Raw genomic sequence first — 18,889 nt, 5'->3', positions numbered from 1 at the left:
TTCTGATAATAACCCAACGAACGGCAGGCAGGAAAGTACAGAAAACAGGTTGCAGGGTTCAGACTGCACGTTTAGTAATAAAGCCGCTTTTATGCTAACAACCCTGCAACAACCAGTAAACCAATACAAAAACGATAATGGTTCCCAAACAGCCGCCGCCCCATTTCCAGGCGGCATATCCTGCGATCAAACCTTTGAGCCAGTCACGCATATAAAAGTTTATAACAACAGATTAAAAATTATGCCAGGGCAAAAATCATTGAAAATGAAAACCGCTTTGCCAGGTGCCGGCCATACACCGGGTATCAATGCCCATCTCGTGCAAATGGACTATCTTAGTGATCATTTTTAACCAGCCAGGTAGTCCGCTATGCTTCCATGGAAAACGATCATACAATTACAGAAAGACAGTGATTGCCCTGTTTACCTGCAAATAGCCAATTCCGTTATACAGGAAATGCGCAAAGGGCGGGTGGGGCCCGGCATTAAACTGCCCGGAACCCGGCAAATGGCCGAAATACTGGAAGTACATCGCAAAACGATCGTACGCGCCTATGAGGAACTCGATGCCCAGGGCTGGATAGAAATGCATCCTTCAAAAGGAACCTTCACCAGCAAAGAACTGCCCGAAATAAACGCCCGCCGTTTTTCAAATACGGTCAAACAAAAAAACTTTGCCGCTACAACCGGTTATTCCGTAAAAGTGAACACGGTAACCCGTTCCCCTTCATTGCCTTTACGGCATATTACCGGTTTTCACGATGGTCCCGACATGCGGCTGATCCCCGCCGATGAGATCGGCAGGGCCTATAAAAGCGTTTTGTCGCGAAATACCTACCTGAAATTCATGTCGTATGTTGAAACGCCCGGTGTACAAAAATTCAGGATCGTTCTCTCCGACTATCTGAATGCGAGCCGCGGCCTGCAAACCACATTTGAAAATATCCTGGTTACCCGCGGCGCTCAAATGGCGATCTACCTGCTTACCACTATATTATTTACAAAAGGCGATACCATTATTGTAGGCGATACAAACTACTATTATGCCGATCATGTTTTTCTGGAAGCCGGTATGCAGCTTGCGCGCGTGAAGGTCGACGAATACGGCATAGATGTAGATGCCATTGCAAAACTTTGTACACGCAAAAAAATAAAAGCGCTGTACATCACCTCGCACCACCACTACCCCACCACGGTAACCCTGGCGGCTGCCCGCCGTATTCAGTTGTTGTCGCTTGCCGAAAAGTATGGTTTTATCATTATCGAAGATGATTATGATTACGACTTTCATTACTTAAGCAGCCCCATGCTGCCCCTGGTAAGCGCCGATACAAAAGGCATGGTAGTATATATCGGCACGCTCAGCAAAACCATTGCACCTGCCATTCGAACCGGTTATATTATTGCGCCGCAAAATCTTATTCTCGAACTAAGCCGCTTACGGCAATTGATAGACGTACAGGGCGACCCGATTATGGAGCTGGCGCTAACCGAAATGTTTGAAGAAGGGCATATAAAAAGACATATGAAAAAGGCCCTGCTGGCCTATCATAAACGCCGCGATTTTTTATGCGGACTGCTGAATGAAAAACTCTCCGACATTATCGAGTTCAAAATACCCGATGGCGGACTGGCCATCTGGGCTAAATTCCATAAATCGGTTCCACTACCCCCGCTTACAGAAAAATTAAAATCGCAGGGATTAATTCTTTCAAATGGTTTGATCCATAATACCTCGCCTATCTCGCTGAATTCCACCCGAATGGGTTTTGGCTGGATGAATGAAACGGAAACGGAGTACGCAGTTGAACAACTCACTAAAGCCATCCGCTCAAAATAATAATTCCGATTCTCCGTTATAGTGCGGAATTTTTTAATGCGTGTTGACCCGAGTAAAGTCCCCGACGCACTCTGACGCATGTTCTCATAACACTGATCTCATTTACTGTTGCCCCATTAAACCGGACTACCTGGAATATAAAAACCGGATGCCGTAATAGTCCAAATACCATATACCTTTACGACCGATTATTAATGTTTAAAAAGTTTAAGCCATGAAAAAGTTGTTCATCATGTTCTCAGCACTGCTTCTTAGTTTCAGTTTGATCGCCCGTGATCCTGGTCCGGGTGAAATCGACGACAAATTGATTGAAACGTTCAGCACCAGTTTTCCCAAAGCCGAAAAAGTGAACTGGTATGAAATGCCCAAAGCGTGGGTGGTAAATTTTGTTGCCGATGGTGTTCGTTCACGCATCATTTACCTGAAAGACGGAAAAGCAACCGAGTTTACCCGTTACTATTCCGAGTCGGGTTTGCCGTTCGTGATCCGCTCTAAGGTCAAAAACACCTATCCTAACAAAAATATCTTTGGCGTGGTAGAGGTTTCTGTCATGACCGAAAATGGCAATTCCAGGATCGATTACTTTATAAAACTGGAAGATGCAAAAACCTGGATGACCCTGAAATCGGACAATGAGGCGATTTTTAGCGTAGTAGAAAAATACAAAAAAGCGCAATAAACAGCACCGGAATTAAGTTTATGTTGCAGAACAAAGGCAGAAGGGTTGAAAGTTATACTTTCAGGCTTCTGCCTTTTCACTTTTTAACCCAACCTTGTCCTGTAAACGGCCGTATTATATTAAACTAATACACCATTTGTTCAAAATTACCAATCACCGTAACAATTATTAGTATTTTTGCGCAGAAAAATTACATCTGAAAAAACGTATCCGATGCACCGCCTTAAACCCCTGATAACGGCCCTTCTAACCATTGTTTCGATACCGGTATTTGCCCAAACAAAGTCACTGTACAGCTTTCAGGACCTCTCCCGCATTTATTACAAAAAGCAAAAGGATTCCCTGTCAAAAGCCTGGGTATGCCCGGCCATTTATAAAGAAAAGAACACACAGAAAAAATACAAAGAGATCTGGGACGGCCGCACCAGCTTTTTTACCGAAGCCATCGATGGCAATAATTATATCCGCGACAAAGAAGTATATGAATATGTAGATGGCATCATTACCCAGATAGTACAGGCAAATAAAACATCGATACCGGTGAAGCCCATGTTGGTTATCGACAGAAGCGCCTCGGTGAATGCATATGCCATCGGCAACAATATCATTGCAGTGAACCTGGGTTTGATCGTTTTTTCAAAAACAAAGGAAGAACTGTCGCTGGTAATAGCACACGAATTATCACATAACATTCTTACGCATCCTGAAAATGCCATGAAGCAACGCGCCGAATGGCTTACCTCAGATGAGTATCAGAAATCGCTGAACTCGGTGCTCGATTCAAAATATGAACGGCTTACCCGCCTGAAAAAAGTGCTGGAGAACTACTCGTTCAGCAGAAGCAAACACCAGCGTTACCACGAAAGCGATGCCGATTCGCTTGCGATCGTCTTATTGAAGAAAAGCAACATTCCCTTCCAGGCTGAATTTTTTCTTCGGCTCGACAGCGCCGATGTCGTATACCAGCACCCGCTGAAGAACCCGGTTAAAAGCTATTTCACCGCATACAACCTGCCCTTCGAAGATGCCTGGACAAAAAAGCGGTCAAAAGGGCTTTCAGCAAGAGCCTATAATTTTAAAGATACTACCGGCGTTAACGACTCTTTAAAAACACACCCCGACTGCGTTGAAAGATATAATAAGACCCGCAGCCAGAATGTTCCCGCTACGCTCACCAGCATACCGGCTAACATCTACGAAAAAGCAAATAAGATGCTCATCTGGAATATGTATTCCAACATGAGCCTTACCCCCTGCCTGTACCGCATCCTGCTCGAAAAAGACAAAGGCAATACCGACGAGTGGTACGACTTCATGTTCAACAATATCATTTCGGGTTTATATTATTCCGACCGCGAACTGCATCGCTTTAACGCCATTGGTGTTGTTCAGAAAGAATACATTTCAAAAGACTATTATGAACTGCAAACCATGCTGGAACAAATTCCACGTGAGCAGCTCGAACAATATTGCAAGTCGTTCCAAAATGCCGGTTTCTGGAACAGCATGCCCGCCAGCGAAAAGGCATTGAAAAACCTTTTATCAACATTGGCGCTCGACCCCGATATCTCAGAAAATAACAGGTCGAAGGCTGCCCGGGAATTTTCTGTAAGCAATGCCAATAGCATGTATTACGAATTTGCCAGAATTTTCGAAAAGCAATAGTTCTCCCCCATACAATATAACCAACAAAACAGATGAAAAAAATCCTGACAGCATTCCTGCTGCTATGCTCGGTGTGTGCCGCACAAGCGCAAACCAAAGTTTTTAAAGAAGTGAACGAGGATATTCAGTCACAGGTAAAACCCATTTACCAGGATAACTCACTCGTAGGTTACGTGGTATTTACCCAGCTCGAAAAAGCAAGCGCCGATTCGTTCAACTATAAGATCACCCTTATGGATGAAAACCTGAACGATATAGGAGTGATAAATTTCAAAGAGATCAAACTCTTTTTATATGGCGTAACATTTGAACAGGATGTATTGTGCCTGGCCTACTTCAAAAGTAATTTCTACTTCAAGGAATATACAAGCAAAAAAGAATATAAAGCGGCCGAGCAAAACGAAAAAACAGCCATTTTAACCCAGTTCCTGAGCCTCGATGGCAAAATAATAAAAGCCAATAACCTGAATGTAACCGTAAAGAAATCGGAATGGTCGGGTAAAATGGGCAACAAATCGTATATGGGTAGCGGTGCCCTGAAGAACGTGTACCTGCGCAACATTCCCGGAAAAGGATTCGCATTGTGTTATGGCGATGAACAAAAGAATACGCTGGTTGCTTTCAATACGGCCGGTGACCAGTTATGGACAAAACCTGTTAAAATTTTTGAAGGCGCCAGCCTGGCAAACATGTTAACCGCCGGAAAATATGTTTATGTGCTGGCCAAGAACAAACCCGATAGAAGAAATGGCGACATGAACCTGGGCAGTTATGAAGTATGGGGTTTTCATATAGCAGATTCGGCTTCTCCTTTCAAACACGCCTTAAAAGATAAACAAGGGAACTCATTGACCATAAACTCGTTCTCAAATGACCCGGTAACCGGCAACCTGTTTATAAGCGGTTGTGTTATAGACCCACAAAAAGGGAACAATTATGCCACACCCAAAGCCTTTGCCCGCGGTACATTTGCAGGCGTATACTCTTTAAATATCAATGGCCCCAGGAAAAGCGATATCAGTGAAGTTTATTCGTACTGGAACGATGGTTCACAGTCGCTGTTTTCGAAAAAAGGCCAGAACCTCGACAGCAGAACGTACTGCTGGTATGAGGGTGGAATAAAAGATTACCAGGGTAACACTTATTTCTTTGGTACCAGCTTTGTTAAAAAAGCAAAGGTAGGTTCGATAGTAGCCTCAGTTGTAACCGCGCCTACCGTTATCATTCCATTGTACATCTCCATGTTTGGTTACAACAAAGTAAGGATCGACAATACTGTATTACTTAAACAAAGTTCCAAAGGCGTGTTATCGAACGAAAGCGCCATTCGCGGTGACGAAGGTGGTTTTTACCTGAACAAACTCGGCTGGATGTTCGATACAAGAAAGTACATGACCGCTTCGAACCCCGAAACAAAGAACACGTATCTTATCATTTCAGACAAAAAGAACTTCTTTATTTACAGCCTGACCGCAAAAAAAGTGATCCGTACCGTTCCGCGTAAAGAGGGAAATATTTTAACTTATATTTTCCCGGCCAAGGAAGGACATATAATGGTATCTGAATACAACAGAAGGGAAAGATCTACAACGGTTTCAATCGAATCTTTATAATGCCGTCATAAAATAGTAAAAGCCTCCCATTGAACCGGGAGGCTTTTTTTATTATCCTGTTTAACCAATGCTAGAAAAGATCATACGACGGATAGCCCGACACTTTATTCAAACCCGCTTCAATAGCTCCTTTCATCATCCAGCCGCAACCATCGTTCGAAGGATTGTTGTTAACGATAACCGAATAGCTGATGCCGTTGCCCATTTCAACCAGGAACGACCGCGTGCCGTTAAAACAACCATTGTGATTTTGTGTTGTCCCCGATACGTTCCAGCCGCAGCCATAGTTATTATTCAAAGAGGTACCGGCAACCATGGCCGTATGGGTGGGCGAGGTGATCACATCGCTGGGAATAGCCGTACCATCAACGCGGTTCAGGAATTTCAACAGGTCGATCGGCCTTGCTACCCAGCCGCCGAAACCGGCCCACAATTGTAAATTCATTTTATCCATCGGCACATAAGTGGCTTCCCCCGATTTTGCAGTGCCCGTAGCAGCGCCCACATACATGGTATTGCCGATGCCGCATTTATTAAGCACGTTACTGCGAATATAGTTTTCGTACGATTGGCCGCTCACCTGCTCTATTATCCGCGCCAGTATAAAAAAGTTGGTGTTGGAATAAATATACTGTGAAGAAGTATCGGTCGTTATAAGGTCCGAGGCGTTCAGCAGCACATTCATGGCATCGTCGGCGTTTTTATTCTGATCCCAGAAAACCGATTCGCCATTACACGAGCGCAAACCCGAGGTATGGTTCAGCAACTGACGCACCGTAATGCGGTTCAACTTTTCTTTGCCGGAAGGCGTTGCATACTTTGAACCGAGGATACTGTTGGGACCAAACACCGGTTTATCGAGCGAGATCTTCTTCTGATCGAGCAACGTCATTACCCCAACCGATGTTACCGGTTTTGAGATGCTCATGATCCGCAGGGGCTGATCGGGCGACATCTCTTCACCGCTGGCGGCATCGGCATACCCGTAGCCTTTCGCAAATACCAGCCTGCCGTCTTTACAAACCGCGATAGACAATCCTTTTACGCTCTGGCTGCTCATATACTGGTTCACGGCCTCGTCGATAGCCGCAATATCAGCCCCCTTCATGTTGGTGTTGGTCCAGATGGCATTGTACTCACAACTGTTGCCCGATGCATATGCATTTACATAGGCTGGTTTGTAACCCTGGTAATACATATTATCGAACACATACTGGTAATTGCCATTGCTTACGCCATGCCGGGCAGCCCATAAAGGAGCGCCAGCTTTCTCCCAGATAGCCGCATACAGGTTGGTACCGTTCTTTGTATACCCGCTTACCGTTTTCAAAGCATAACCCTGTTTGGTAAAATCGTTGAACGCCTGCTGATACTGGCTTGAAGTAAGGTTATGACGCGCGATGTACGCATTGCCGGCGCTCTTCTCCCAAATACCGGCAAAGTATTCAACATTGTTAACCACATAACCCGATACATGCACCAAACGATATCCCTGTTTTGAAAAATCTTCAAATGCCTTTTGATACTGAGCCGCCGTTAAATTATGCCGTGCAGCCCAGGCAGCACCGGATTTTTTTTGCCAGATGGCGGCAAATTTCGCCTGCGCGTCAACGCCATAACCGGCAACATGGGTAAGACGGAAACCCTTCTTACTGAAGTCATCGAATGCATTTTGATAATCCCTGGCCGATAACCCGTGGCGTGCAGCCCACTCCGGACCCGCCTTCTTTTCCCACAGCGCAATATAACGTTCCTGTCCGCCACTGGTATAACCGCTTACAGTCGACAACCGGAATCCCTTTTTTACATAATCATCAAATGCTGCCTGGTATTGTGCAGCACTTAAATTATGCCTTGCCACCCACTGCGAAAAACCTGATCGCAACGAAGCTAATGTGATAAAGAGAACAAATAAACCTGTCAGAGAAATTGATTTCATGGTAAGACCTTTAACTAGTGTTTAATAATTTGACACAAAAGACTGCCATGCTATTGATGCAATAGCGAGATCCCTGTATTTAAAAATTGTTTGTGCTAATAATCGGAGACACTTGCTGGTGCGAACAGATCAACCCTTATTCATTATGCGGGGGCAAATGTTCATTTTCGAATTCAATGCAAATGTAACAGGTATATGCCCCGTTACCAATACCACAATAGTGGTAAACTCCTTCTTTGACAAAGATCAAGTAAGACTACGTAATCACAGAAGTAGTATAATGTAAGAAGTATACAGTGATTATATTTTTTTAGAGAAGTACGGCACATCATCCCTGCTTACCGTTTCTTTCTGTTGCCAGTACGCAAGTGTAACAGTATGGCCATCGGGTGTTTTCAGTAATCTTCCGAAGATGGCATTGATGGCATTGAAGGTAACATCTGTTACACCAATAGTAAATATGGGCGGTGGTGGCGCTGCTGCTTCAACAGGCGTATCTGTTGCGGCCGGTGCGGCGGCGGCCACAGCTTTGGGTGGCGGTGAAGTTACCACTATCACTGTATATTTATTGAACTCCAGTAATGGTCTTAAAAAACCGACGCGTTGCTGCGAGGCATTCCTTTCCACTATGGCGCATTTAACGCCATCCAGTTCTTCGAATTCATGATTTTTATTGATAGCCATAATAAAGGATAAATTCCAAAAAAATAACAAGAAACAAAAAATACAAATCGCCAAAACTAAAAAAACACAACATTGAAGCCAAACCGCGACCTGCGAACTATGAACTATGAACTGTGAACTGTGAACTGTGAACTGTGAACTGTGAACTGTGAACTGTGAACTTAAAACCCAAAACTCAGCGAATAGATATAATCATACACATAGCCCGCCAGTCCGGTTACAATTATCCCTGCCACACAAATAAACATGGCCAGTTTTGGATAAACAGGAATTGCCAGCCGTTCGATGGGCTGCTCATTGGCATCCATAAAGACCGCCTTTACTATGCGCAGGTAATAATAAAATGAAATGATCATGTTCAGTGCCGCCACCGTTATCAATACATAATTGCCTTTACCCGCACCCGACATCAACAGGAAGAACTTACCAAAGAAACCCGCGGTTGGGGGCACACCTGCCAGCGAGAACAAAGCAATTGTAAGCACCCACGACAAAACCGGGTTGGTTTTGTAAAACCCTTTATAATCACTCACCTGTTCGCGCCCGGTTACCGAACTTACCAGCGCCACCACGCCAAATGCAGCCAGGTTCGAGAACACATAAATAAGCACGAAATAAACAACCGATGCGGTACCGGGTTGTGAGCTTCCGGTTATCCCAACCAGAATAAAACCGATCTGGGCAATGGATGAAAAAGCCAGGAACCGTTTGATATTGTTTTGACGGATGGCAAAGAGATTACCAATGAGTATCGTTACCATCGACAAAACGAACAACATATTATACCAGGCGCCGGCCAGCGGTTTAAATACGGTGTATAGAACCGAAACAAACACAAACAAGACCGACCCCTTTGAAATAACCGATAACCACGAAGTGACCGCTACCGGGGCGCCTTCATACACATCGGCCGTCCATAAATGAAAAGGCACAATGGAGATCTTAAAGGCAAAACCCGCCAGTAATAATACAAAGGCAAAGACCTGTAACGGTGCGCCATCGAGCCGGGAACTTATTTCACTGAAAGTAAGTGTGCCGGTAGCGCCATACACCAGCGAAATACCGAACAATAATAATCCCGATGCAAAGGCTGATGACAAAATGAACTTCATGGCGGCTTCTGACGATCTTCTTTTTGCCAGATCGAAATTGGCCATGGCCGCCAACGGAATGCTCGATAATTCCAACCCCACATAAAACATCAGCAGGTTGCCGGCAGAGATCATAAAGTACATGCCAAGCAAAGTGCATAACAATAAAATATAAAACTCCGGTACATGCTCATGCTTTTTTAGCCAGGAAGACGACTGCAACGAAACGATGAGGGTACCCAGACTAAGAATATTTTTTTCCAGTACGATCAGCGGACTGGTGAAGAACATGCCATTGAACAATGCACCGGTTTGGTTACCTACTGTACCCGCCAGCAGGTTCAGCAACAACAATCCATTGGCAACATTCAATACGGCAGCATTGGAAAGATCGCTTCCGATTTTCAACAGCAACAGCGTAAAGATGATCACGGTGATCAACAGTTCCTGTTTCATGAGTAGTAAAAAATCCAAAGCCATAGTAAAAGTTATTTAGGTGTACCACACTTTCACGGCGTCGCTTACGTAAGTGTGGCACCCCTTACCTATTGTTTATTGTTTTATCAATTCAGTTAACCAAAACGGAGCTACTCCGATGGCTATAATTCCAATTATTAACAATCCTGCCGCTGCCTTTTCATTCCAGCCGGCATCACCCAGTGCGCCGGCCTGCTGCAGCGAAGCGCCTTCTACCTGTAAGGGTCCCATAATTACCTTACCCATTGCCCGTAAAATGTACACCGCGGTTACCACAATCGAAGCACACGCAAGTATGGTAGCCAGCCGGTACCATACATCGGCATTTTCCCAGCTACCCATAAACACCGTTACTTCCGCCACAAAACCGCTCAACCCCGGCAACCCCAGCGAGCACAAACCGGCTATTACAAATACCGTAGCTATAAACGGCATTACTTTTAACAAGCCGCCTATTTGCGCCACCTCCCGCGTATGGGTTCTTTCATATAACATACCAATGGCAGCGAAGAAGAGGGCCGTCATGAGCCCATGCGAAACCATTTGCAACACCGCACCCATAATAGCCGTTTGGGTCATCATGCCAATGCCAAGCAAAACAAAACCGCAATGGCTGATGGAGGAATAAGCATTGATGTATTTAAGATCGGTCTGCATCATGGTAGCGAACGCGCCATAGATGATGGCAACCGTGGCCAGCAGAATAATGATCCATGAATAAGCATGCGCCGCATCGGGCATTAACAGCGTGGCTACCCGTAAACATCCGTAGCCGCCCAGCTTCATGGAAATACCGGCGAGGAACATGGAGGCGGCGGTTGGCGCCGATGAGTGCCCGTCGGGCACCCAGGTATGAAAAGGGAATAAAGCGGTGAAAATGCCAAACCCCACAAAGGCAAAAGGAAAAAAGATCAATTGCGTTTCCGGCGGAATGCGCAACTGCGCAATCTGCAACATATTGAACGTATGTTCGCCGCCAGCGGTTTGCGTGCTGAAATACAAACCGGCCAGTCCCACAAACACCAGTGCACTGCCGCCCATCAGCATCAACGCCAGTTTCATGGCGCTGTATTCTTTCCGGCCGCTGCCCCAGATGCCTATCAGCAGGAATTTCGGGATCACCGCTATTTCAAGAAAGAAGAACAGCGTGAACAGATCGAGTGAAATAAAAAAGCCATAGGCGCCCATGCTTAACAACGTAAGCAGAAAGAAAAACTCTTTGCTTAGTTTTTCTATTTTCCACGAAACCAGTATGCCTGCAACCGTTACAAAAGCGGTCAGCATTATCATGGCCATGGAAATACCATCTACGCCAACATGGTAATGGATATTCAGCGGGGCGAACCAGACATGGTTCTCCTGCAACAGCATCGGCGTTCCATCAAACACCCGCTGGTTATGGTACATCAACAGCACATAGAACGAATAGAGCAACTGCACCACCGCACCGGTGAGCGCCACTACCCGCACGGGTTTCAGGCCATTGCATAACAACAATGCAACGGCGGTAATAAGTGGTAATATGATCAGTAATGACAACGACATGTTGTTGTTTGTGGTTTGTTGTTTGTGGTTTGTGGTTTGCGGTTTGTGGTTCACTTTCCTTATCCCATTCCCGCTGCAGCCGGAATTATCGAATTATCCCATTATCACATTAACCTGTCCACCAGTAAATGAAAACAGCTGCCAGCGCCACTATTCCGCCAAAGAAGTACAAGGCATAACTTTGCACGCTGCCCGACTGCCATGCTTTTATCCGTTCAGAAATACCGGTTGTAGCCCGGCCCAACCCGTTCATCAATCCATCAACCAGATGTTTATCGATCCAGGCCGCAGGTTTTGCAATACCGTTAAAAATGATCTTTTTTGTAACGAACAGGTACAGTTCGTCGAAATAGAATTTCTGCCTTACGAGCCTGTACAAACCGCCCATTGCGGTCGCCAGCTTTTGCGGCCTTTCGTTCTGTTTATAATATAACATATATGCCAGCGCAATGCCTGCAAGGGCCATTGCCACCGGAGCAATGGAAAAACTAATTGGTATGGTATGCTCCGCTGCCTGCTGACCGGCTGAGATATAATGCGCAAACGGAATAAAACCCACTACAACGGCGGCCAGCGCCAATACCAGCAGGGGGAATTTCATACTCCAGGGGCCTTCACCATGATGGTTATGGTTATGTGCCAGGGGCTTGTTCCAGAAGATACTGAAGTACAACCGGAACATATAAAAAGCGGTGATACCCGAGGTAAGCAGGGCTATATAATATACAGGTTGATTGTTTTGCCAGGCGGTCAGCAATATTTCTTCCTTACTAAAGAAACCGGCGAATGGCGGAATACCGGCAATGGCCATACAGGCAATAAGAAATGTAATATGCGTTACAGGCATATACTTTCGCAACCCGCCCATATTGCCCATTTCATTGGTATGTATATAATGAATAACGGCCCCCGCACCGAGGAACAACAGGGATTTAAAGAATGCGTGGGTGAAAAGGTGGAAGAGCGATGCAGTATAACCTGCCAGCCCCAACGCAAACAACATGTACCCTATTTGCGAAATGGTTGAATATGCCAGCACCCGTTTTATATCGGTTTGGGTACAGGCAATGACCGCTGCAAGGAAAGCCGAAATAACGCCCACCCAGGTTATCAACTGCAATACCGGAACATCCAACACAAACACCGGGTATAAACGGGCCACCAGGTATACACCGGCAACTACCATGGTTGCCGCATGGATCAATGCCGATACCGGGGTGGGACCTTCCATGGCATCGGGTAACCAGATGTGCAGGGGAAACATGGCCGATTTACCTGCGCCGCCTATAAACAATAAGGCAAGCGCCCAGCTGAATACAGGAATGCCTATAAAACCGTAACCTTTCAATTGCGCCAGGGCCGATGAGCCAGGTTCGGTTAACCGTTGTATCAATGTGCCGAAATCGAGCGTTCCACTATAGAAGGCGAGGATCAATATGCCGATCAGGAATCCCAGATCGGCAAAGCGGGTAACGATAAATGCTTTTTTCGCGGCAGCCACGGCTGCCGGGCGATCGTAATAGAAACCGATAAGCAGGAAAGAGGATACGCCCACCAGTTCCCAAAAAATATAGATCTGGAAAATGTTGGTTGAAAGTACCAGCCCAAGCATAGAAAAGGTGAACAACCCCAGAAAGGAATAATAGGTAGAAAGCCGTTCTTCGCCTTTCATATAGCCGATGCTAAATATATGCACCATGAGTGAAACGAAGGTCACCACCACCAGCATCATTACCGATGCCGGATCGATCAGTAAACCCATATCGATCGACAGCCCCGGAGAAAACTGCAACCAGGTAAATTCGAGCGCCTTCACCGCGGGGTATATGCCGTGTTGTTTTCCGGCAACAAAAAAATATTGATACGCTGTATACAGCGCCAGCAGCGTTGATATGAATATTAAAAGCGTTCCTATTACCCCGGCTGAGCGGGCAAAAGGCTTTTTGCCAAACAACCCCAATATCACAAAACCCGCCAGTGGCAGCAGGGGAATCAGTGCTATGTATGATGCGTAGTTCATGTGGTCAATGGTGAATGGTGAATGGCAGTACGAATTTTGTGATTCGCGCCATTATCCGGCAATCGTTATTCCGAAATCGTGAATCAGCAATCGGCAATCGTGAATGGCCGCGCGAATTTTTATACTTCAGCTATTCAATATGCTGTATTCCCTTTTTCATTCCTCATTCTTCATTTTCCTGTATTCCCTTTATCAACGCTATCAACCAGTCAACTCATCAACCAGTCAACTCATCAACCTCTCATCTCCCTCACATCTTCCACATCGATCGAGCGGTGACTACGGTACAGATTTATGATGATCGCAATTGCCACCGCAGCTTCAGCGGCAGCAATGGCTATTATAAAAAGGGTAAAGAAAACGCCGTTCAGGTTATCGGGGTACAGGTATTTATTGAATGCCACAAAATTTATATTCACACTATTTAAGATAAGTTCTATGGCCATCAGCATGGTAATAAGATTACGGCGGGTGAACAACCCGTACATGCCTATGAAAAACAGGGCCGTGCTTACAAATAAAATATGTGTCAGTGGTATGTTCATAATGATTTTTCTTCTACAACCATATTTGATCCGGTTACCGGTTTATTGGAAGCGCCATTGGCACCAGCCGGCGCTGCCGGTTTTTGAACAGGTTTTCCTTTAGGAGCAGATCGCAGGGCGATAACAATACACCCGATCATGGCTGCCAGCAACAACATACTCACTACTTCGAACGGCAAAACAAATCCATATTGTTTTGTATCGAGCATTTGTTCGCCAATAGCCGATACCGGCACATTGAAAGGTTTTGTGGTGGTTGCGGCATCGAAGCCGTAATTAGCAATTATGTTATAGGAAAATGCAAACCCAAACAGCACCGCCAGTATGGAAAACAGCATCCGTTTCAATGGCGGCTTTGGCATTTCACTACCCGATTGCTGGGTTAAGAAAATAGAAAAGATGATGAGCACCACTACCCCGCCCACATATACGATGATCTGTACCGCAGCAACAAACTCTACCTGCATCCAGAAATACAATGCCGCCACGCCTATAAGGCTAAATAAAAGCCAGATGGCGGAACGGAAGATCTTGTGGCTGGTGACCGCCAAAACGGCCGTACCCAGCACAAAAGCCGAAATAAGATAGAATATGACTTGTGATGCGTTCATAATAAAAATTCCAAATCTCAATTTGCAAGAACCAAATCAAAAATGCCAAATCAAAAATCTTAAGAACTTCCTCATTCTTCATCTCCCGCCTTCCCTTTCTCAACTCTATCACCTGTATCAACCGGTCAACTCATCAACTCAACTGTATTCCCTTTATCAACTCTATCACCTGTATCAGCTTTTCAACTCCTTGTCAACTCCCCCCTACTCCACTCCCGCGCGCAACTTCGATCCCGGTTTGTTTAATTTCTTCAATAACTGACTCCGGTCATAAACACTATGTTCAAACGTCTGGGCCATTTTTATGGCGCTGGTCGGACAAGCCTCCACGCATAAATTGCACATGGTGCACAGCTCGAGGTGGTACACGAACGTGTCCAGCGCTTTTTTCTTTTTGCCCTCCGGTGTTATATCAAATTTCGTTACGATCTTGATGGTGGCATTCGGGCAGGCCAGTTCACAAGCCGTACAGCCGGTGCAGGCATGTTCATTATTGTCGTCATGCTCCATCACCACTTCACCACGAAACCGCTCGGGCAGTTTCATTTGCGCCCGATTATCGGGATACTGCTGGGTAATGATCTCTTTGGGCCGCACAAAATAGCTGCCCGTTGTTCTCATTCCCTTCAGCAGCGATGCAACAGTGTGATATACATCTGAGATATACTGCTTAATAAACATGTTATCAATTTTAGTCAGGCTTCGTTCAGGCACGCTCAGTTTTTTCCTTCCCTTTAGGGGCCGGCCGGAGGCTAAAAATGCCAGCCCATAATGGCGATTAGCGTTATCAGCAACAGGTTGAACATACTTATGGGCAACAGGTACTTCCATTCCAGGCTCAGCAACTGATCAACCCGCAAGCGGGGGAACGTCCACCTGAACCACATGATCAAAAAGATCAGGAAAAATGTTTTGCCAAGGAACCATACCGATGAAGGGATATAATCCATTATGCGATTGAACCCTTCCCAATTGCCGATATGTAGCGGCATCCACCCGCCTAAAAACAAAGTGGCGCCAATAGCACATACAATAAAGATGTTGATGTATTCAGCCAAAAAGAACAACGCGAACTTCATTCCCGAATATTCGGTGTGAAAACCCGCGGTCAACTCCGATTCTGCTTCTGCGAGATCGAAAGGTGCGCGGTTGGTTTCTGCGGTAACCGCGATAATAAAAATTACAAAAGCGATAATGGCAGGAATATGTCCGCGGAACAACCACCAGCCGGTTTGTTGCGAAGCAATGATCTCCGATACCTGCAGGCTGCCCGACAATACAACAATAGAGATAATTGAAAAACCGGCCGACAGTTCATAACTAACGATCTGCGCCCCGCTGCGCATAGCGCCCAGCAGCGAATATTTATTATTACTGGCCCAGCCTGCCATCAATATACCGATCACCGAAACGGATGATACAGCCGTAACATACAATACGCCGATATTAATATCCCAGATCTGAAAACCCTTTGCAAATGCAATTGGTGCGAGGATCAGCATCGCCGCGATCATTACAATGAATGGCGCCAGGTTGAACAGGAATTTATCGGCGCCATTGGGTGTAAGCCCTTCCTTCATCATCAGCTTTAAGGTATCGGCGGTAGTTTGTAAAATGCCCTGGGGCCCTACCCGGTTCGGACCAAGCCGGATCTGCATCCGGGCGGCAACTTTTCTTTCCATTAGTACCAGAACCAACCCCAACGTGGCAAACAACCCGATCACCAGGAACATAACAATAACGCATTCCATGATCAATGCCATGGTTGGGTTGAACGTGCTGTACAACCAGTGCTGAATTGAGTTTGTTATGTTTTCTAAACTAAACATCCTGTTGTTGTTTATTCAGGGTTCACAAAAGTCAATTTTCTGTTGCTGCTCCGGATGCAAAGAATGCAGCCTTAACGGGCCCTTATCAACCTGTTAACCTGTCAACTTTTCAACGCTACTTTATCTATCGATATCCGGTATCACCAAATCCAACGTTCCCATAATGGCCATCAGGTCACCGATCTTACAACCCCTGCTGATATGATCGAGCGCCGATAAATTTGAAAATCCCGGAGATCTGAATTTTATGCGGTAGGGCGTTGTGCCGCCTTCACTCACGATATACACCCCGAATTCACCGCGGGCGGTTTCCACCCTCGAATAAAACTCGCCCTTCGGCAATTTTAAAACGGCTTTTGTCTTTGCCTGAAAATCGCCTTCAGGAATATTATCGATCAATTGCTCAATGATCCTGATCGACTGGCGCAGTTCTTTCACCCGCACCAGGTACCGCGAAAAACTATCGCCGCCCGTTTCTATGATCTCATCGAATTGAACCTTATCATACACTTCATACGGATACAATTTCCTGATATCGCATTGTACGCCGCTCCCCCTTCCTACCGGCCCCGTACAACCAAACGAAACGGCATCTTCTTTCGACAGCACGCCCACGCCTTTTGTGCGGTTCTGAAAAATAATATTACTGGTCACCAGGTCATCGTATTCATCGATCTTGCTATTGAACAGCTGAATAAAATCCTTTACCCTTTTTTGAAAGTTGGGGTGAAGATCATACATCACACCACCGGGCACCATATAGTTCATCGTTAAGCGGGCGCCACAGGTTTCTTCCATTATATCGTTGATGGTTTCGCGTTCGCGGAAGGCATAAAAAAAAGGCGTGAACGCACCGAGGTCCATCGCCATAGCACCCCACCACAATTCATGTGAGGCAATGCGGGTAAGCTCACCCATCAGTACTCTTATCACCTGGGCGCGCGGTGGTATTTCCAGTTGCAATCCTTTTTCAATACAAAGCGCGCAGGCATGGTTGTTTATGTGGGCCGACAAATAATCCATACGGCTGGTTACATAAATGAACTGGCGATAGCTAAGGCTTTCGCACATTTTTTCTATGCTGCGATGGATATAGCCCAGGTGTGGTTCTATTTTTTGAATGGTTTCACCCTGTAAGGTGATCACCAGGTGCAACACGCCATGCGTTGCCGGGTGCTGCGGCCCCACATTAATTACCAGTTCGCCGCCATCCGCAGCAAACCCTGCATCCTCCGCATTTGAAGGAATATTATTCTGAGTGTTTACTATTTGCGTTTCTCTATACATTATATTATATCAAAGCCTGATCATATTCACCGGGTCTTCAAAATCTTTTCTTAACGGATGCCCTTCAAAATCATCGGTCAAAACCAGTCGGCGCAGATCGGGGTGATGCAGGAACCGCACGCCAAACAGGTCGTACACCTCGCGCTCATGAAATTCGGCCGTGCGCCAGATAGCTGATACCGTTTCTATTTCAGGGTTATTTCTATCGAGTTTTACTTTCACCACAAGCGGTTGCCTGAACGTGGTTGAAGTAAAATGATACACCATCGTTAATGCTCCACCACCGGCGGCCGTCTGCGTTTTGGCTGCAGCGGCAGGCGGCCAATCGATACACGTAAGGCAAAACAGATAATCCATTTGCAGTACTTCATTGCGTAACCATTGCGCAAAGGATCTCCATGCATCCGCTTCCACCTGCACATTCAACCATTCGCCCGTTTCATCAAAAACAGCGCCGGGCAAATGTTGGGCTATATGTTCCTTCATCTCTTCTTTGGTCATGGCTGCATTTTTTCTGCGCGGATCTGTTCGCGGGTCAATCCGCTTTTTATTTTTTGCTGTAAGGTGATCAAGGCATGTAACAAAGCTTCGGGCCGGGGCGGGCACCCGGGAATATATACATCAACCGGTATAATATGATCGGCGCCTTTTACAACGGAATAGGTATTATAGAAAAACGGGCCGCCGCTGATGGCGCATGCGCCCATAGCGATCACGTATTTGGGATCGGCCATCTGATCGTACAGGCGTTTCAGCACCGGCGCCATTTTGTTTACGATGGTGCCGGCGATGATGATCACATCGGCCTGGCGGGGTGTGGCCCTCGCCACTTCAAAACCAAAACGGGAGAAATCGTATTTGGAAGAAGCGGTTGACATCATTTCAATTCCGCAACAACTGGTGGCGAAAGTGAGCGGCCATAACGAATTGGATCGCGCCCAGTTAATGATATCATTAAAAGAACTGATAATAATGCCGCCGCCGGGCAGGTCGTGAACCTGTCCGGGAAAATGTTCATTTCCCTGGGATGCGGTTTCTATCTCTTTGTTTGTGTTGTTTTCCAT

17 protein-coding genes are annotated in these 18,889 nt (G+C 46.0%); 5 read left to right on the top strand and 12 right to left on the bottom strand.

Features of this window, described 5'->3' with window-relative positions:
* The first annotated feature begins 91 nt into the window (after positions 1-91).
* The 5 genes from A4R26_RS35165 to A4R26_RS26240 all read left to right on the top strand — a co-directional run bounded on the left by A4R26_RS35165 (position 92) and on the right by A4R26_RS26240 (position 5,797).
* The gene (locus A4R26_RS35165; protein WP_165760412.1) at positions 92-352 is read left to right on the top strand and encodes a hypothetical protein; all 261 of its coding nucleotides are present in this window, start codon (positions 92-94) and stop codon (positions 350-352) included.
* A gap of 18 nt (positions 353-370) precedes the next feature.
* Positions 371-1,840 (top strand): aminotransferase-like domain-containing protein, encoded by a 1,470-nt coding sequence (locus tag A4R26_RS26255; RefSeq protein ID WP_081169493.1) that lies wholly within the window; start codon positions 371-373, stop codon positions 1,838-1,840.
* Between the two features lie 214 nt (positions 1,841-2,054).
* Complete coding sequence (locus tag A4R26_RS26250; protein WP_081169492.1) at positions 2,055-2,519, top strand: hypothetical protein; 465 nt, start codon at positions 2,055-2,057, stop codon at positions 2,517-2,519.
* A gap of 213 nt (positions 2,520-2,732) precedes the next feature.
* Positions 2,733-4,184 (top strand): M48 family metalloprotease, encoded by a 1,452-nt coding sequence (locus tag A4R26_RS26245; RefSeq protein WP_081169491.1) that lies wholly within the window; start codon positions 2,733-2,735, stop codon positions 4,182-4,184.
* A 32-nt stretch (positions 4,185-4,216) separates the two neighbouring features.
* A complete protein-coding gene (locus A4R26_RS26240; RefSeq protein WP_081169490.1) occupies positions 4,217-5,797 on the top strand; it encodes a hypothetical protein in 1,581 nt (526 codons plus the stop codon).
* 70 nt (positions 5,798-5,867) lie between these two features.
* Here A4R26_RS26240 and A4R26_RS26235 read toward each other — a convergent pair whose 3' ends face one another.
* From A4R26_RS26235 to A4R26_RS26180, 12 genes are all read right to left on the bottom strand, one after another.
* The gene (locus A4R26_RS26235) at positions 5,868-7,736 is read right to left on the bottom strand and encodes a serine hydrolase (RefSeq protein ID WP_081169489.1); all 1,869 of its coding nucleotides are present in this window, start codon (positions 7,734-7,736) and stop codon (positions 5,868-5,870) included.
* Between the two features lie 300 nt (positions 7,737-8,036).
* Positions 8,037-8,420 carry a hypothetical protein gene (locus A4R26_RS26230; RefSeq protein ID WP_081169488.1) on the bottom strand — a complete coding sequence of 128 codons (384 nt, stop codon included), beginning with the start codon at positions 8,418-8,420 and terminating at the stop codon, positions 8,037-8,039.
* A 161-nt stretch (positions 8,421-8,581) separates the two neighbouring features.
* Complete coding sequence (locus A4R26_RS26225; RefSeq protein ID WP_081169487.1) at positions 8,582-9,991, bottom strand: NADH-quinone oxidoreductase subunit N; 1,410 nt, start codon at positions 9,989-9,991, stop codon at positions 8,582-8,584.
* 72 nt (positions 9,992-10,063) lie between these two features.
* Positions 10,064-11,533: a complex I subunit 4 family protein gene (locus tag A4R26_RS26220; protein WP_081169486.1), complete on the bottom strand. Its 1,470-nt coding sequence runs from the start codon at positions 11,531-11,533 to the stop codon at positions 10,064-10,066.
* 109 nt (positions 11,534-11,642) lie between these two features.
* The gene (gene nuoL / locus A4R26_RS26215) at positions 11,643-13,553 is read right to left on the bottom strand and encodes an NADH-quinone oxidoreductase subunit L (protein ID WP_081169485.1); all 1,911 of its coding nucleotides are present in this window, start codon (positions 13,551-13,553) and stop codon (positions 11,643-11,645) included.
* Between the two features lie 233 nt (positions 13,554-13,786).
* The gene (gene nuoK / locus A4R26_RS26210; RefSeq protein ID WP_081169484.1) at positions 13,787-14,098 is read right to left on the bottom strand and encodes an NADH-quinone oxidoreductase subunit NuoK; all 312 of its coding nucleotides are present in this window, start codon (positions 14,096-14,098) and stop codon (positions 13,787-13,789) included.
* Complete coding sequence (locus A4R26_RS26205) at positions 14,095-14,709, bottom strand: NADH-quinone oxidoreductase subunit J family protein (RefSeq protein ID WP_081169483.1); 615 nt, start codon at positions 14,707-14,709, stop codon at positions 14,095-14,097. Before A4R26_RS26205 ends, nuoK begins: the two co-directional genes overlap by 4 nt.
* A 204-nt stretch (positions 14,710-14,913) precedes the next feature.
* A complete protein-coding gene (locus tag A4R26_RS26200; RefSeq protein ID WP_081169482.1) occupies positions 14,914-15,390 on the bottom strand; it encodes a 4Fe-4S binding protein in 477 nt (158 codons plus the stop codon).
* Positions 15,391-15,461: 71 nt separating this feature from the next.
* Positions 15,462-16,538, bottom strand: coding sequence for an NADH-quinone oxidoreductase subunit NuoH (nuoH, locus tag A4R26_RS26195; RefSeq protein ID WP_081169481.1), 1,077 nt, complete (start codon positions 16,536-16,538; stop codon positions 15,462-15,464).
* 120 nt (positions 16,539-16,658) lie between these two features.
* The gene (locus tag A4R26_RS26190) at positions 16,659-17,825 is read right to left on the bottom strand and encodes an NADH-quinone oxidoreductase subunit D (RefSeq protein ID WP_207625823.1); all 1,167 of its coding nucleotides are present in this window, start codon (positions 17,823-17,825) and stop codon (positions 16,659-16,661) included.
* Positions 17,826-17,834: 9 nt separating this feature from the next.
* Entirely contained in the window at positions 17,835-18,326 is a 492-nt protein-coding gene (locus A4R26_RS26185) for an NADH-quinone oxidoreductase subunit C (RefSeq protein WP_081169480.1), read from the bottom strand.
* Positions 18,323-18,889 carry an NADH-quinone oxidoreductase subunit B gene (locus A4R26_RS26180; RefSeq protein ID WP_081169479.1) on the bottom strand — a complete coding sequence of 189 codons (567 nt, stop codon included), beginning with the start codon at positions 18,887-18,889 and terminating at the stop codon, positions 18,323-18,325. Before A4R26_RS26180 ends, A4R26_RS26185 begins: the two co-directional genes overlap by 4 nt.

It is taken from the genome of Niastella populi (assembly GCF_002078015.1).
Classification (GTDB): Bacteria; Bacteroidota; Bacteroidia; order Chitinophagales; family Chitinophagaceae; genus Niastella; species Niastella populi.
The sequence above is the reverse complement of the archived record's forward strand: the minus strand, read 5'-3'. Positions and strand labels throughout refer to the sequence as shown.

Bases quoted from the DNA above. Each gene is read 5' to 3' on its own strand.
- A4R26_RS35165 (WP_165760412.1), top strand. From the start codon at position 92: ATGCTAACAACCCTGCAACAACCAGTAAACCAATACAAAAACGATAAT.
- A4R26_RS26255 (WP_081169493.1), top strand. From the start codon at position 371: ATGCTTCCATGGAAAACGATCATACAATTACAGAAAGACAGTGATTGC.
- A4R26_RS26250 (WP_081169492.1), top strand. From the start codon at position 2,055: ATGAAAAAGTTGTTCATCATGTTCTCAGCACTGCTTCTTAGTTTCAGT.
- A4R26_RS26245 (WP_081169491.1), top strand. From the start codon at position 2,733: ATGCACCGCCTTAAACCCCTGATAACGGCCCTTCTAACCATTGTTTCG.
- A4R26_RS26240 (WP_081169490.1), top strand. From the start codon at position 4,217: ATGAAAAAAATCCTGACAGCATTCCTGCTGCTATGCTCGGTGTGTGCC.
- A4R26_RS26235 (WP_081169489.1), bottom strand. From the start codon at position 7,736: ATGAAATCAATTTCTCTGACAGGTTTATTTGTTCTCTTTATCACATTA.
- A4R26_RS26230 (WP_081169488.1), bottom strand. From the start codon at position 8,420: ATGGCTATCAATAAAAATCATGAATTCGAAGAACTGGATGGCGTTAAA.
- A4R26_RS26225 (WP_081169487.1), bottom strand. From the start codon at position 9,991: ATGGCTTTGGATTTTTTACTACTCATGAAACAGGAACTGTTGATCACC.
- A4R26_RS26220 (WP_081169486.1), bottom strand. From the start codon at position 11,533: ATGTCGTTGTCATTACTGATCATATTACCACTTATTACCGCCGTTGCA.
- nuoL (WP_081169485.1), bottom strand. From the start codon at position 13,553: ATGAACTACGCATCATACATAGCACTGATTCCCCTGCTGCCACTGGCG.
- nuoK (WP_081169484.1), bottom strand. From the start codon at position 14,098: ATGAACATACCACTGACACATATTTTATTTGTAAGCACGGCCCTGTTT.
- A4R26_RS26205 (WP_081169483.1), bottom strand. From the start codon at position 14,709: ATGAACGCATCACAAGTCATATTCTATCTTATTTCGGCTTTTGTGCTG.
- A4R26_RS26200 (WP_081169482.1), bottom strand. From the start codon at position 15,390: ATGTTTATTAAGCAGTATATCTCAGATGTATATCACACTGTTGCATCG.
- nuoH (WP_081169481.1), bottom strand. From the start codon at position 16,538: ATGTTTAGTTTAGAAAACATAACAAACTCAATTCAGCACTGGTTGTAC.
- A4R26_RS26190 (WP_207625823.1), bottom strand. From the start codon at position 17,825: ATGTATAGAGAAACGCAAATAGTAAACACTCAGAATAATATTCCTTCA.
- A4R26_RS26185 (WP_081169480.1), bottom strand. From the start codon at position 18,326: ATGACCAAAGAAGAGATGAAGGAACATATAGCCCAACATTTGCCCGGC.
- A4R26_RS26180 (WP_081169479.1), bottom strand. From the start codon at position 18,889: ATGGAAAACAACACAAACAAAGAGATAGAAACCGCATCCCAGGGAAAT.